11 protein-coding genes are annotated in these 15005 nt (G+C 48.9%); 2 read left to right on the plus strand and 9 right to left on the minus strand.

The window, feature by feature from the left end:
- Positions 1-178: 178 nt before the first annotated feature.
- The 7 genes from hupB to AC53GJ_RS14245 all read right to left on the minus strand — a co-directional run bounded on the left by hupB (position 179) and on the right by AC53GJ_RS14245 (position 8399).
- Positions 179-451, minus strand: coding sequence for a nucleoid-associated protein HU-beta (hupB, locus tag AC53GJ_RS14215; RefSeq protein ID WP_496728588.1), 273 nt, complete (start codon positions 449-451; stop codon positions 179-181).
- Positions 452-661: 210 nt separating this feature from the next.
- Positions 662-3058: an endopeptidase La gene (gene lon, locus AC53GJ_RS14220; protein ID WP_496728590.1), complete on the minus strand. Its 2397-nt coding sequence runs from the start codon at positions 3056-3058 to the stop codon at positions 662-664.
- A 359-nt stretch (positions 3059-3417) separates the two neighbouring features.
- Positions 3418-4695 carry an ATP-dependent protease ATP-binding subunit ClpX gene (gene clpX, locus AC53GJ_RS14225; RefSeq protein WP_496728591.1) on the minus strand — a complete coding sequence of 426 codons (1278 nt, stop codon included), beginning with the start codon at positions 4693-4695 and terminating at the stop codon, positions 3418-3420.
- A 56-nt stretch (positions 4696-4751) separates the two neighbouring features.
- A complete protein-coding gene (gene clpP, locus AC53GJ_RS14230; RefSeq protein ID WP_496728593.1) occupies positions 4752-5375 on the minus strand; it encodes an ATP-dependent Clp endopeptidase proteolytic subunit ClpP in 624 nt (207 codons plus the stop codon).
- 93 nt (positions 5376-5468) lie between these two features.
- Positions 5469-6779 (minus strand): trigger factor, encoded by a 1311-nt coding sequence (gene tig, locus AC53GJ_RS14235; protein ID WP_496728595.1) that lies wholly within the window; start codon positions 6777-6779, stop codon positions 5469-5471.
- 230 nt (positions 6780-7009) lie between these two features.
- Positions 7010-7489, minus strand: a complete 480-nt coding sequence (locus tag AC53GJ_RS14240) for a GNAT family N-acetyltransferase (RefSeq protein ID WP_496728597.1) — start codon at positions 7487-7489, stop codon at positions 7010-7012.
- A gap of 181 nt (positions 7490-7670) precedes the next feature.
- A complete protein-coding gene (locus AC53GJ_RS14245) occupies positions 7671-8399 on the minus strand; it encodes a polysaccharide deacetylase family protein (RefSeq protein ID WP_496728599.1) in 729 nt (242 codons plus the stop codon).
- 503 nt (positions 8400-8902) lie between these two features.
- Between AC53GJ_RS14245 and AC53GJ_RS14250 the strand changes: the two genes are divergently transcribed.
- Positions 8903-9565, plus strand: coding sequence for a GntR family transcriptional regulator (locus AC53GJ_RS14250; protein WP_496728600.1), 663 nt, complete (start codon positions 8903-8905; stop codon positions 9563-9565).
- 29 nt (positions 9566-9594) lie between these two features.
- Here AC53GJ_RS14250 and AC53GJ_RS14255 read toward each other — a convergent pair whose 3' ends face one another.
- Both AC53GJ_RS14255 and AC53GJ_RS14260 read right to left on the minus strand, forming a co-directional pair.
- The gene (locus tag AC53GJ_RS14255) at positions 9595-11136 is read right to left on the minus strand and encodes a cation:proton antiporter domain-containing protein (RefSeq protein ID WP_496728602.1); all 1542 of its coding nucleotides are present in this window, start codon (positions 11134-11136) and stop codon (positions 9595-9597) included.
- A 125-nt stretch (positions 11137-11261) separates the two neighbouring features.
- Positions 11262-11522: a DUF1289 domain-containing protein gene (locus tag AC53GJ_RS14260; protein ID WP_496728604.1), complete on the minus strand. Its 261-nt coding sequence runs from the start codon at positions 11520-11522 to the stop codon at positions 11262-11264.
- A 194-nt stretch (positions 11523-11716) separates the two neighbouring features.
- Between AC53GJ_RS14260 and AC53GJ_RS14265 the strand changes: the two genes are divergently transcribed.
- Positions 11717-14896: an amidohydrolase family protein gene (locus tag AC53GJ_RS14265; protein WP_496728606.1), complete on the plus strand. Its 3180-nt coding sequence runs from the start codon at positions 11717-11719 to the stop codon at positions 14894-14896.
- The last annotated feature ends 109 nt before the right edge of the window (positions 14897-15005 follow it).

Below are 15005 nucleotides of genomic sequence, written 5' to 3' on the forward strand. Positions count from 1 at the left end.
CAAATGCGGGCTTAAAAAAAAAGCGCATCTTAACAGATGCGCCTTTTTTAGAGAAGCTGTAACAGAACTATGGATACTTTGCTTATTTGCTTAGTATCACTGCCATTTGTCAGCCAGGCCGCAACATGGTGTTCTTCGCTTTACACACCTCACCGGCGCGCCGGTGTGGTTATCAAGTTTAGTTAACGCTGTCTTTTAACGCTTTACCTGGCTTGAACGAAGGGATTTTCCCGGAAGGGATTTGGATCGGTTCGCCAGTCTGTGGGTTACGGCCTGCACGAGCGGCACGCTCACGCACGGCAAAAGTACCAAAACCAACCAGTGCAACTGAGTCACCTTCCTTTAAAGCTTCAGTAACGGCTTCGATGAACGCGTCAAGAGAACGACCCGCTGCCGCTTTAGAAATGTCTGCACCAGCAGCAATTTTGTCGATAAGTTGAGACTTGTTCACAATATCATCCCCTTCAATTGTTATTATTTTCTAACACAAGATTTAAGTACACTTTTGTAATGTGGACATTGTTATATCAAGCATCCGAAACGCTTGCAAGCACAAATACAACGGACCCGAAAATTTCTTGATGTCCCGCCAGCCCTTGTCACACAAGGGCTGCAACGAAACTGCCCCTAAATTAGCACAGCCTGCGCGTTTGAAAAGCCCCTAAACCACATTTTTTTGGCTTTTTTTAGCTTTTACGCTGGTTTTTTCCACATTTACCACAGACATACCGGTTGGCGGCTCTTGTAATGCCAACTCCAACACCTGTTCTATCCACTGTACCGGGCAAATTTCGATATCGCCTTTAACGTTATCCGGAATATCTTTTAAATCACGCACGTTATCATGCGGTATCAACACCCGTTTAATACCACCGCGGTGCGCTGCCAGTAATTTCTCTTTTAAACCACCAATCGGCAACACTTCACCACGCAAGGTGATTTCACCTGTCATCGCGACATCAGCCCGCACCGGATTACCAGTTAGCGCAGAGACCAGCGCTGTAACCATGGCAATACCTGCACTTGGGCCATCTTTTGGCGTCGCGCCTTCAGGTACATGGATGTGGATATCGCGTTTTTCATAAAAGTCTTCATTGATCCGCAAGGTATCAGCCCGGCTTCTCACCACTGTCATCGCCGCCTGGATCGATTCTTTCATTACATCGCCCAGTGAACCGGTATTGGTTAGTTTGCCTTTGCCAACCACTGCAGCAGCTTCAATCGTCAGTAAATCACCGCCGACCGAAGTCCAGGCCAGACCTGTGACCTGACCGATGCGGTTGCTGTCTTCAGCTTTACCGTAATCGAAGCGTTGCACGCCAAGGAACTCTTCCAGATTGTCCTGGTTAATCACCACTTGCTTGCCACTCTTACCCAGCAGGATTTGCTTCACTGCTTTGCGGCATAACTTGGAAATTTCCCGCTCCAGACTGCGCACACCAGCTTCGCGGGTGTAATACCGGATGATACCGATGATGGCGCTGTCTTCGATGGTCAGCTCACCTTTTTTCAGACCATTGCGTTCAATCTGTTTACTGATCAGATGCTGACGGGCAATATTCAGTTTCTCATCTTCGGTGTAACCAGATAACCGAATCACTTCCATCCGATCTAATAAAGCTTCCGGTATATTCAGACTGTTACTGGTCGCGAAAAACATCACATCGGACAGATCGTAATCAACTTCCAGATAATGATCGCTAAAGGCCGAATTTTGCTCCGGATCCAGCACTTCTAACAATGCTGCAGCCGGATCGCCACGGAAATCCGACGCCATTTTGTCAATTTCATCAAGTAAAAACAGTGGATTGCGTACCCCAACCTTGGCCATTTTCTGGATGATTTTACCAGGCATTGAACCAATGTAAGTGCGGCGGTGGCCACGGATCTCAGCTTCATCCCGTACCCCACCTAATGCCATCCGCACATATTTACGGCCAGTGGCTTTGGCAACAGACTGGCCTAATGAGGTTTTACCAACCCCTGGTGGACCCACTAAACATAAAATTGGGCCTTTGAGTTTATTGACCCGCTGTTGCACGGCCAGATATTCCAGGATCCGTTCTTTGACCTTATCCAGGCCATAGTGGTCACTATTGAGAATTTCTTCTGCCAACGCCAAATTCTTTTTCACCTTAGATCGTTGTTTCCAAGGCACTTGCGTCAGCCAGTCAATATAAGAGCGCACCACTGTCGCTTCTGCTGACATCGGTGACATCATTTTTAATTTGGCCAGTTCTGCAGATGCTTTGGTTTTCGCTTCTTCCGGCATGGCAGCGGCTTCAATTTTGCGGTTAATGGCTTCAAATTCATCCGGCGTATCATCCAGCTCACCCAGTTCACGCTGAATGGCTTTCATCTGTTCGTTCAGATAATACTCACGCTGACTTTTTTCCATTTGTTTTTTCACACGGCCACGAATACGGCGTTCGACCTGCAGAATGTCGATTTCGCTTTCCATCATCGCCATCAGGAATTCCAGACGGGCAGTGACATCAACGATTTCAAGCACTTTCTGCTTGTCTTCCACTTTAAGCGGCATATGCGCAGCCATAGTGTCAGCCAGTCTGGCGGCGTCTTCAATACCAGATAAAGCGGTCAGCACCTCAGGCGGGATTTTCTTGTTCAGCTTGATATAACCCTCAAACTGGCCCACCGCAGAACGGACAAAGACTTCCTGCTCGCGACTGTCCATTTCCGGCGATGCGATGACATCGACATTGGCCATAAACAGCTCTTCAGTGGCGGTAAAGTCGACTAGCCGAGCGCGACGACTGCCTTCGACCAACACTTTGACTGTCCCATCCGGCAGCTTCAGCAGTTGTAAAATAGTCGCGACTGTACCCACCCGATACAAATCGGATTCGGCCGGATCATCCAGCGTGGCATCTTTTTGCGCAACCAGGAAAATCTGTTTATCGTTGTCCATCGCGGCATCAAGACATTTAATAGATTTCGCCCGCCCGACAAACAATGGAATTACCATGTGGGGATAGACGACAACGTCACGTAATGCCAACACGGGCATATGCAAACGTTCGACTGTTGCTTCTGTCATTCAATCTCTCTCGAATTAGTTACTGCAGGCGTGAATAAACAAGTATATGGGGTCTGAATTTCACACTTCAATGCACTGTATAAAAAAAGCAGCGAAAACATCAGGCTGTTTTCAGTTCCTTGCTACAGCAGATACGGTCACTGCGGCCGAACTGTTCACTGGACAGCCAAATAAGCGGTCTTGACTGACGCTGAGGGCAACAGTCACTCCTGTGCTGACAAAGCACCATCCCAGCGCAACAGCAGGCCCCTGCCGCCAGCACATTACTGTTGCCTGGGATCTAGCACTTTAATCGAGTGAAAAAAAAGGAGCCGAAGCTCCTTTTACGATCTGATACCTTCAGGCGCTGAGTTCAGGACTCAGTGCGATTCTGCGACTGCTTTTTCGCTGCTCTGATAAATCAGAATAGGCTGAGATTCACCGCGGATCACGGTTTCATCAATCACCACTTTACTGACATCTTGCATAGATGGCAGATCATACATGGTATCAAGCAATACACCCTCGACGATTGAGCGTAAGCCGCGGGCGCCGGTTTTGCGTTCCATTGCTTTTTGGGCAATGGCTTTGAGTGCATCTTCACGGAACTCGAGCTCCACATCTTCCATCTGGAACAAGGCGGCAAACTGTTTCACCAGTGCGTTTTTCGGCTGGCTGAGGATTTCCATCAAGGCGGCCAAATCCAGCTCGGTCAAGGTGGCCAACACCGGTAAACGACCAATAAATTCCGGAATTAAACCAAACTTCACCAGATCTTCCGGCTCAACATCGCGGAAACTTTCAGTCAGTGATCTATTTTCTTTGCTTTTTACTTCAGCGCCAAAACCAATGCTCGAACCTTTGGCACTGCGCTGTTCAATGATTTTATCAAGGCCTGCAAAAGCACCACCACAAATAAACAGAATCTTGGAGGTATCCACCTGCAGAAATTCCTGTTGTGGATGTTTACGACCGCCTTGCGGTGGTACTGAAGCAACAGTCCCCTCAATCAGTTTTAGCAACGCTTGTTGCACACCTTCACCAGACACATCACGGGTAATAGATGGATTTTCAGATTTACGTGAAATTTTGTCGATTTCATCAATGTACACAATACCGCGCTGCGCTTTTTCGACATCGTAATCGCATTTCTGTAACAGTTTCTGGATAATGTTTTCGACATCTTCACCGACATAACCGGCTTCGGTTAAAGTGGTGGCATCGGCCATGGTAAATGGCACATCCAATAACCGCGCCAGCGTCTCAGCCAATAAGGTTTTACCGCTACCGGTAGGACCAATCAGCAGGATATTACTTTTGCCCAGTTCAACATCCTGTTTGTTACTGACATTACGCAGCCGTTTGTAGTGGTTGTAAACTGCAACGGCCAATACTTTTTTCGCATGTTCCTGGCCGATAACATAATCATCCAGATGTGCGCGGATTTCGCGTGGTGTTGGCAGTTTGTTGCCATCCCGTTTTGGCGAAATATCCTTAATTTCCTCCCGGATAATGTCGTTGCATAGGTCAACGCATTCATCACAGATATAGACCTGTGGACCTGCGATCAACTTACGCACTTCGTGCTGTGATTTGCCACAAAAAGAGCAATATAACAGCTTGCTGTTTTTGTCGCCGTCAGTGCGGTGATCAGACATGGAACTACCTCATTTACCTTGCGCTGCACCCGTCCCGGGACACAGCGCCAATTCAATTATTTTGCTTCGCTTTTGACAAATATCGTGTCGATCAAGCCGTACTCAAGCGCTTGTTGGGCACTTAAAAAATTATCCCGCTCAGTAGCAGACACAATTTCTTCATAAGTTTTGCCGGTATGTTCGGCCATCAGCCGATTTAACTTCTCTTTGATGGTCAGAATTTCACGGGCATGGATCTCAAAATCCGTCGCCTGGCCCTGGAACCCCCCCAAAGGTTGATGGATCATCACCCGGGCATTGGGCAGACAATAACGTTTGCCTTTGGTACCACCAGACAACAGGAAAGCGCCCATACTGGCAGCCTGACCGACACAGACAGTAGCAATATCACATTTGATATAGCGCATGGTGTCATAAATGGCCAGACCAGCAGTGACAGAACCACCCGGCGAGTTGATATAGATGTAGATGTCTTTTTCCGGATTTTCCGATTCCAGGAATAACAGCTGCGCCACAATCAGATTGGCCATGTGGTCTTCGACCTGACCCGTTAAGAAAATCACCCGCTCTTTTAATAAGCGTGAGTAGATATCAAAAGAGCGCTCACCTTTTGCGGTCTGTTCAATCACAATCGGTACTAAAGCGTTGACTAATTCATTCATATTTTGGTTAAACACCATCAGCTGGATCCCTCGAAACTTGCGGCAGAAAATAAAATGGCCCGAACACTGCTGCCCGAGCCATTAAAACCGTCTCACTAACTAATGTCAATGTTAGTTGGCAGCTTGCGGATTCATAATTTCGTTAAACTTGGCAGCTTGTTCAGTAACTTTAGCCTGAGCCAGCACTAAATCAATCGCCTGTTCTTCTAATGCAACGTTACGCATACCTTGTAACAGCTCTTTGTTGCTGTTGTAGTACTGCACAACTTCAGCCGGATCTTCATAAGCAGAAGCGATAGTTGCGATTAACGCCTGAACGCGAGTGTCATCAACTTGCAGGTTGTTGGTTTTGATCACTTCACCTAACAACAGGCCTACTTTGACGCGGTCACGTGCCTGATCAGCAAATAAGGCTGCTGGCAGTTCTGGCAGGTTTTTCGCGTCCAGGTTGTTGCCAAAGCGTTGCAGTGCCTGACGACGTAATACGTCCACTTCACTGTCGATCAGCGCTTGTGGCACTTCTAATTCGTGGTTAGCCAATAAACCTTTGATCACTTGCTCTTTCACTTTGCCTTTGATGGCTTGAGTCAGTTCGCGATCCATATTTTTGCGCACTTCAGCGTGCAGCGCTTCAACAGTGTTTTCCGCCAGACCGAACAGTTTCACGAACTCTTCATTCACTTCTGGCAGCACTTGCGTTTCTACCGTTTGCAGTGTGATAGCGAACTGAGCTGCTTTGCCTTTTAATGCTTCAGCGTGGTATTCAGCCGGGAAAGTTACATCAATGGTGAATTGCTCGCCAGCAGCTTTACCGATGATGCCATCTTCAAAACCCGGGATCATCCGGCCCTGGCCTAAATCCAGGCTGAAACCTTCGGCTTTGCCGCCTTCAAATTCTTCACCGTCGATTGAACCAACGAAATCCATCACAACGCGGTCGCCTGCAGCAGCAGCGCCATCTTTGGCCGCCCAAGTTGCATGTTGCTTGCGCAGTGTTTCGATCATGTTGGTCATGTCTTCGGCAGTAATTTCAACCACTGGTTTAGTCACTTCAACATTGGCCAGACCGGTCAGTGCAACTTCTGGGTAGACTTCAAAAGTAGCCACAAACTGTAAATCCTGGCCTTCAGCCAGTTCACCTGGTGCGAAAGTCGGAGCGCCAGCAGGTGTCAGTTTATTAGCAATAATGGCTTGATAAAAATGATTTTGCATCTGACGGGAAGCAACATCCTGCAGCACAGATAAACCAAACATTTTTTTGATAATAGCTACTGGCGCTTTACCTGGACGGAAACCATCCACACGACGGTTTTTTGCAATTTGGCGCAGTTCTTTTTCTACTTCAGTGCTGATAGCAGCGGCAGGAACCGTGATATTGACACGGCGCTCTAAACCCTGGGTGGTTTCAACAGAAACTTGCATCTTGTTACCTCAAAATCAAAATCGGGCGTAGGCTTTACGCCATCATGCTTAAATCTGGCACATACCGCTTTATCAGCACTTGTCAACCAGATCCATTGTTTAATAGGACGCGGCATTATAGCGAGGCTTTTGTGCAACGTCGAGCATTTGATTAAAATCCAGCATTGGCGCGGCTTAGCAGCCGATTTAGCGCTGATTTTCCGCAAACAAAACCGCGAGCCAGAGGCTGATCACTGTCTGGCAAGAAGCAGCCGGTGTTCGCCCGGCCCATAATAATCCGCATAATACCGCTCACTGACAAAACCAAGTTTTTGGTACAGTTGCACTGCCACCTGGTTATCAGGTGCGACCGTCAGCCACCAGCGCCGGGTCACTGCCGGGCTATGCTGTAACAGATACTGCATTAACGCTTTGCCAACACCATAACCCCGGCTTTGTGCTGACACCGCCAGCGATAAAATGCCAAGTTGCTCCGGGCCTTGCTGGCCTGGTGCCGCCAACAAATAGCCAACCAGTTGTCCGTCTAAAACTGCCACCAGTAAAAAGTCCGGCCACAAATCACGCGCCTGGCGGAAAAAAAACTCCGGATACACCACAGTCTGAAAAACCTGCAGTTCCAATTCGGCCAGTGCCGGGATTTCCGCAGCAAAAGCCGGACGAATTTGCAGCTTAGCTGAGGTGGGTTCTGGCATGGATTGAAGTGAAGACATAAGGGTATTCCTGATAAAAAATAACAGGTTATTCTAGCGGACTATCTGGCAAAGCGGAATCAGTGTGATGACATAGCTAGGTTTCGCCGCTGTCACAGTTGCATGCTCTCTTCGCCTGACATTCACAACTGCAATTTTGCTGCGCAAATTGCAATGGCACAGGTTAAGTCTGCTGTCGTTTTCAGTTGGACTGCGCTGTGTTTGAAGCCAGTGTCATTAATTCAGCCACAGTCACAAAACGAAAGCCGCGTTGTTTCAGGCCACGGATAATATCCGGTACCGCAGCCATAGTCTGTGCCCGGTGCTGATACATCACATGCAATAAAATAATGGAACCGGGTTTGGCTTGTTGCACGGTATAAGCAATCATTTTTTGCCGATCCGCCAGCAATGCCGGCAAGTTCTCGGGCGCCAGATCCCAGGTTACAGTGATCCTTTGGTGTTGTGCCAGATAACTTGGCAATAACCAGAGCTTTTTACCATAAGGTGGCCTGAATAAAATCGGCTCAGGAACCCCAGCGGCTTTTAATAAAGCATCGGTATGCTCAATTTCACTGGCAATAAAAGCTGGCGTCTTAAAAATCATCCGCTGATGGCTGTAACTGTGATTGCCAACCTGATGACCTGCCGCCAGAATTTTTGCCAGCAACAGGGGATGCCGCTTAACATCCTGCCCTAATAGAAAAAATGTCGCCGGGATTTGCTCGTCGGCCAGAATTTGTAAAATAGCTTCAGTCTGGCCAGGTACAGGGCCATCATCAAAGGTCAGCGCTATTACAGGCTCTGTGGTGTCAACCCGATGGACTAAAGAGCCGGTCAGTTGATAATTCTCCAGACTGGATAACCGCCAGATGGCCGCAGCACTAAATAATAAAAACGCCAGTAACGCAATCAGACTGATTTGTTTCATCCCAGTTCTCACCAATCTATCGAGTGCCGCTCAGTTGAAAAAGCGTGTCACAAGACGCAAGACATCACCGCCTGCGCTTGTTGGCCATGTTTATCCTTTACCGACATGACTGCCCTGCTCCCAGGCAGTGCTGGCCAGACTTCCTGACTGCAGTCAAGCGCCAGCCTTGGTATCCGCGGCATGGAACAAGCAAAAATGATGCCTCTATTACAATTGTAAATTAAATGGGGTGCCAAAGCTGTACTGTCGCGGCTTTGTCAGCAACAGCCTGTGCCACGATCGCAAGCAGCGAAATTGACTGTTAAAATGGTTGACACTTTTTTGCCGCAGCCCAGCTTTATCAGGTTGTATCAGCGCCATAAAGCTGGGCAAAATAAAGACAACGCTGTCAATGCTGAAATAACCACCAGTCGCGGTAAATTGCTTAACAAAACTGCAAAACTGGCTGGTCTTTTCAACGGTTGTCAGTAAACTAGCTGCATCTTTGCTGAACCAGATTTGTTATGGCGCTTGAATTTAAAACCCGTACCCAGGTTGTTGTGGAAGCCATCCGCGCTCAGATATTGTCAGGAGAAATCAAGGCTGGGGATCCCTTGCGGCAAGCTGCGCTGGCTGAACAACTACAAGTCAGTCGGATCCCAATCCGGGAAGCTTTGCTGCAGCTGGAAGCTGAAGGTTTGGTCAGATTTGAACCGCACAAAGGGGCAACTGCCACTGAAATCAGTCCGGATTTAATTGATGAATTATTTGAGCTCAGAGCCCTGCTGGAAACTGATTTACTGGCACGCTCTATTCCATTGCTGAGCGAGCAGGATTTGCAACGGGCTGAGCAACAACTGGCCCAACTGGATGCGGCGTTACAAAGTGATAATCATGCCTTAATCTGGCCTGAGCTGAATTCCGCTTTTCATTTATCGCTTTATAAAGCGCAGCGGCCACAAAGCTATGAAATTGTCAGTAATCTGAATAAAAATACCGACCGTTATATCCGGATGCACCTGCAAATGGCGGGGCGTATTTTAAAATCAAACAATGAACATCAGCAGTTGTTAGCCTTGTGCCGGGCACGGGATATTGCAGGTGCTTGTGCTTTACTGAGCCGCCATATCCTCAGAGCTAAATCCGAAATTAAACAGTTTCTGCTCGCCTTGTCAAAGCAGAGCTAACCCAGCTCTGCTGACGACCGTCACCCTGCTTATAACGTGATATGTTGCCTGACCCGCTCCGCTAAACCTAAACCTGCTTCTGACATGGTCAGGTAAGTATGATCAGCCCCTGCGGCCAGGATTTGTGCTGCTTCATCTTTTTGCATACTGTGCGACACAATCAATCCGGCAAAACCGGCCTGACGTAATTTGCGCGACGCGATGAGTTTCGCTTCCACGTCACTCAGACACAAAATCACCGCTTTAATCCGGCCAAGCTGTAACCCCTGCCAAAATACCTGATCCTCGGCATCGGCAAAAAAAACGTTTTGCCCCTGCCGCTGGAAATGCAGTACCCGCGCCGGATCTGAATCCAGCGCCGCCAGATGAGTTTTATGTTGCAGGTATTCATAAGCTGCACTGCCGGTGCGCCCCATCCCCATAATCAACACTTCCGCATCCCCCAGCGACACTGGTTGTTCATCTGGATGATGTAAGTTTCGCTCCAGCGGGATCAAACGATGCGCCAGTCTTTCATACAAGGGATGGGCATAACGGTTCAGCGGTGCTGACACCACAAATGACAACGCCACCGTTAAGGCCAGAGGAATTAAAAATTGTGGCATGGCAACACTGGCCACAATCAGCGCAAACTCGCTGTAATTGGTCAAACTGAGTCCGGATAAAAAAGCACTGCGTGCCCGCAATTTAAACAGGATTAACAGCGCAAAAAACAGTAGCCCCTTCACCGGCAATAACAGTGTCATCAAACCGGCAAATAACCAGGCTTGTTGATCTGGCAGTCCACCCAAACCAATATTCAGGAAAAAGCCGACCAGGAAAAATTCTTTTAAGCCCCATAAGGTTTTTGCCAGTTCACCGGCGCGTGGATGGGATGCCAGTAAAGCGCCAAACACCAGCGCGCCCAGTTCAGAGCTCAGTCCAACCAGATGAAAACCGCCGCCGCCCAGCACCACAGCTAACAACACACCAAATAAAATCTGCAGATCGTCATGGCCGGTCTGGTCGAGAATTTTAAATAACAGCGGTCTTAATAACGGTACGGCCAGCACTAATAAAGCCCAGGGCGACGGCACCACCCCCTGCGATACACTCATCAGTGCCATGGCAAATAAATCCTGCACAATCAGGATCCCCACCGCCACCCGACCATGGAAAGCACGAATTTCCCGCTTGCCCTCCAACACTTTGGCCGCCAGGACGGTACTGGAAAATGCCAGCGCTGCACCGAGCATCAGCGCATGATACCAGTCCAGTTCAAACGCCAGAAACAGTACCGGCGCATACAACAAGGCAGAAATAACAAAATGTAAACAGCTACCGCCTAATACTTCAGGTTTGCCAAGACTGCGCAGATTCAGCTTCAGGCCTACTGTAAACAGCAATAACAACACCCCCAGATGGGCAACATGCTCAATGATATATTTGCCATCCGGCAATGCTAATTCTTTGGCGTTGAGGGTAATGACAAAACCTGCGGCCAGATAACCAATCAGGGGAGGTAAACCAATCAGTCGCACCAACAGACCCAAACTGAAGGCAAATCCAATCCAGACGGCTTCTAGTAACATAACTTTCCTTAATTTTTGGCTGCACTTTTGGTAAAAAGATACCACAGCCTACCAAACAGGGCATTGCGCGCGGTCAATCTCCGCACTGCTGCGGTATGGCCGCTACGCATGTTGCACGCCATCGGCTAACTCAGGCGCTGCAGTTTTTTTTGCGCTAACGCTGCTTTGGCTTGTAGCCACTCCGCCTGGGTAATAGGCGACGTTGCTGCCGAGGTCAATCCGACAGTCGCCAGTTGCTGCTGCCTGATGGCGATTGCCTGATAAATGGCCTGCTGCTCGGGCTCTGTTTTTTTGTTCCAGTCGACAATTTCTTCGATATGTCGAAAGCAACCGAGACAAATTTTATCCGCATTTAGCTTACAACTGGCAATACAAGGGGAATCCATCCGTCGGCTCCAACGTTCAAATCCATAATTATGCCGTAAAAGTACCAGAACGGGTATTTTATCGAGCTGAGTCCGGCTTTGAACGCAGTCATTGGACAAAACCTTTACCTGTCAGCCACTGTTATGGCACCTTAGCTTTGAACAAGTTGCGACCAACAAGCAACCCCTCCCAAGCCCAATTGAAAGGAACATAGATGAAACCATGGTATCTAGCCACACTGGCGCTGGCCGTCAGCACAACTTTGCAGACACAGGCAGCCGACAACAAGCCAGCCTGGCAAGTGAACCAACCGGCCGGTAAATTTGACAGCATCCGGATTAACACCCAAAGCGGTAGTTGGATGAATCTGGATATCAGCCCGGATGGTCAAACCATTGTTTTTGATTTACTTGGCGATATTTACCGGATGCCGGCCAGCGGCGGCAAAGCGACCCGGCTCACCTCAGATATCGGTTGGCAGATGCAACCCAGATTCAGTCCGGATGGCCGCTTCATCAGTTTCACCAGTGATGAAGGTGGTGGCGACAATATCTGGATCATGCAGGCCGATGGCTCCAACGCCCGAGCTGTGACTAATGAAGATTTCCGTTTACTGAACAGCCCAGCCTGGAGCCCGGATGGGCAATTTTTATTGGCCCGCAAACATTTTACCAATACCCGTTCTTTAGGCGCCGGTGAAATCTGGCTCTATCATAAAAATGGCGGCAGCGGTCTGATGCTGGCAGCCAGAGCCAATGATGAAAAAGATTTAGGCGAACCGGCGTTTTCGCCAGATGGCAAATATGTGTATTACTCGCAAGACAATACGCCAGGCAACACCTTTCACTACAGTAAAGACTCAGAGCAAGGCATTTATGTGATTAAACGCTTTGAACGGGAAACCGGTGAAACTGAAGTTTTGCTAGAGGGACCGGGCGGCGCAGTAAGGCCAACCCCGTCGCCGGATGGCAAATACCTGGCTTATATTCGCCGGGTCGATTTTAACAGCAGCTTGTTTTTGTATAACTTAGCCAGCGGCGAACATACTGAACTTTATAGCGGTTTAGACCGGGATATGCAGGAAACCTGGGCTATCCATGGCGTCTACCCGAATCTGGCGTTTACCCCGGATAATTCGGCTATTTTGTTCTGGGCTGGTGGTAAAATTAATAAATTACGGCTGGCAGATAAGCACATCGAGCAAATTGCTTTTCAGGTTGACAGCGAGAAACAAATTCAACGGGCGGTCCGTCAGCAACAGCAATTAGATCAGAGCGACATCGATGTCAAAATGCTGCGCTTTGTGCAGGCCGCACCGGACAGTAAAACTATCGTTTATTCTGCCCTTGGCCATTTGTATCAGGTCAGTGCCAAAGGTGGTCAACCACAACGGCTGACCAGCCAACAACAGCATTTTGAGTTTTACCCGCAATTTTCCCGCGATGGTAAAAAACTGGTTTATGTCAGCTGGCATGATCAGGAGCAAGGCCGGGTCAAGGTACTGGACTTGCTCAGTAAAAAGGTGACTGACGTAGTAACCAGTCCGGGTAAATATGTCGAACCTGTGTTTAGTCCGGACGGCAGTTTTATTGTGTTTCGCAAAACTGGCGCTGGCAATTTGCTGGATAAAAAATGGTCATTGCATACGGGGCTGTATCGGGTCAGCGTGCAAGGTGGTGAACCTGAATTGCTAAGCCGTACTGGTTTCGCCCCGCACTTTGCCGATCGCAACGACAGAGTCTTTGCCCAGGGTTATGGCGAATCCCCGACCTTGCTCAGCATTAACCTTAACGATAAAACCCAGCGCACTTTATACAGCGCAAAACATGGCACCGAATTTAAAGTCTCGCCGGATGGCCGTTATGTTGCTTTTGCCGATCGGTTTAAAGTCTATGTCACGCCATTTACCGAACGCGGTAGCGTGATTGATATCAGCGGCAGCGATCAGCAATTTCCAGTGAAACAGCTGTCGGTCAGAGCCGGCGAAAACATCAGTTGGAGCGGTAATAGCCAGCAAATTTACTGGAATCTGGGACCAGAGCTTTACCACAGCGATATCAGTACTGCCTTTGACATCCCAGCGAAAGACAGCTTTGTCGCTAAAAATGGTCAGCACATTGGCTTTAAACAACCGACAGCAGTGCCGCAGGGCATCATTGCTTTTAGCGGTGGCCAGGTCATCACCATGCAAGGCGACAAAGTGATCCAGGACGGCGTGGTGCTGGTGGAAAATAACAAAATTAAAGCGGTCGGCACCAAAGCACAAGTCAGCATACCAGCGGATGCCAAAGTAATTGATATTTCTGGTAAAACCATTATGCCAGGTCTGTTTGATGCCCATGCCCACGGCAGCCAGGGCGTCAATCAGTTGATCCCACAACAAAACTATATCAACTACGCCAGCCTAGCGCTGGGCGTCACCAGCATCCATGATCCATCCAACGATAGCGGCGAAGTCTTTACTGCCAGCGAAATGCAAAAAACCGGCGCTATTGTGGGTCCGCGTATTTTCTCTACCGGCACCATTTTATATGGAGCTTATGGCGCCGGTTATACCTCGCATATCGACAGTCTGGCTGATGCCAAATTTCATCTGGAACGACTGAAAAAAGTGGGCGCTTTTTCAGTGAAAAGTTACAACCAACCAAGACGCGATCAACGCCAGCAGGTGATCCAGGCCGCCCGCGAACTCGGCATGATGGTGGTGCCGGAAGGTGGTTCTTTGTTGCAGCATAACCTCAGTATGGTCGTCGATGGCCACACCACGCTGGAACATTCACTGCCAGCGGCACGCATCTATGATGATATCAAACAGTTATGGCAACAAAGTGGCACTGCCTACACCCCAACGCTGGTGGTGGCTTATGGCGGGATCTGGGGTGAACATTACTGGTATGACAAAACCGAAGTGTGGAAACATCCAAGGCTGAGTAAATTTGTCCCGCTGGACGAGCTCAGACCCCGCAGTATCCGTCGTCCGACCGCACCACTGCACCATTACAATCATTTTAGTGTAGCTAAGGTGGCAAAAGAGCTGAATGATTTGGGCGTAGTGACCAATATCGGCGCGCACGGTCAGCGCGAAAGTTTAGGTGCCCACTGGGAAATCTGGATGTTTGCCCAAGGTGGCATGAGCCCGCTACAGGCACTGAAAACCGCCACTATCAATCCGGCCCGCACCTTTGGCATGGAGCAGCAACTTGGTTCGATTGAAAGTGGCAAACTGGCCGATTTAATCGTGATCAACGGCGATCCACTGCAAAATATCCAGCACAGTGACCGGGTCGAACTGACGATGGTCAATGGCCGTTTATTTGATGCGACCACCATGCAGGAGCTGAACGGCCAGCAACAAGTACGGCAGCCATTTTATTTTGAAACTGCACGCCCCTGAACTCCCTGGCGCCGGTAAATCCAGTTTACCGGCGCTGAAATAGGGTCATCTCGCCAGTTGTTTGCCAACGAACACTGGCATAAAAGCTAAATTCCCCCATAATTACCCC

The organism is Rheinheimera sp. B2H12 (assembly GCF_059620065.1).

Excerpts from the sequence above, each read along its gene's own strand:
- AC53GJ_RS14240 (WP_496728597.1), bottom strand. The coding sequence starts at position 7,489 with ATGTCTTCACTTCAATCCATGCCAGAACCCACCTCAGCTAAGCTGCAA.
- AC53GJ_RS14250 (WP_496728600.1), top strand. The coding sequence starts at position 8,903 with ATGGCGCTTGAATTTAAAACCCGTACCCAGGTTGTTGTGGAAGCCATC.
- AC53GJ_RS14265 (WP_496728606.1), top strand. The coding sequence starts at position 11,717 with ATGAAACCATGGTATCTAGCCACACTGGCGCTGGCCGTCAGCACAACT.
- lon (WP_496728590.1), bottom strand. The coding sequence starts at position 3,058 with ATGACAGAAGCAACAGTCGAACGTTTGCATATGCCCGTGTTGGCATTA.
- tig (WP_496728595.1), bottom strand. The coding sequence starts at position 6,779 with ATGCAAGTTTCTGTTGAAACCACCCAGGGTTTAGAGCGCCGTGTCAAT.
- AC53GJ_RS14245 (WP_496728599.1), bottom strand. The coding sequence starts at position 8,399 with ATGAAACAAATCAGTCTGATTGCGTTACTGGCGTTTTTATTATTTAGT.
- clpP (WP_496728593.1), bottom strand. The coding sequence starts at position 5,375 with ATGGTGTTTAACCAAAATATGAATGAATTAGTCAACGCTTTAGTACCG.
- clpX (WP_496728591.1), bottom strand. The coding sequence starts at position 4,695 with ATGTCTGATCACCGCACTGACGGCGACAAAAACAGCAAGCTGTTATAT.
- AC53GJ_RS14260 (WP_496728604.1), bottom strand. The coding sequence starts at position 11,522 with ATGGATTCCCCTTGTATTGCCAGTTGTAAGCTAAATGCGGATAAAATT.
- AC53GJ_RS14255 (WP_496728602.1), bottom strand. The coding sequence starts at position 11,136 with ATGTTACTAGAAGCCGTCTGGATTGGATTTGCCTTCAGTTTGGGTCTG.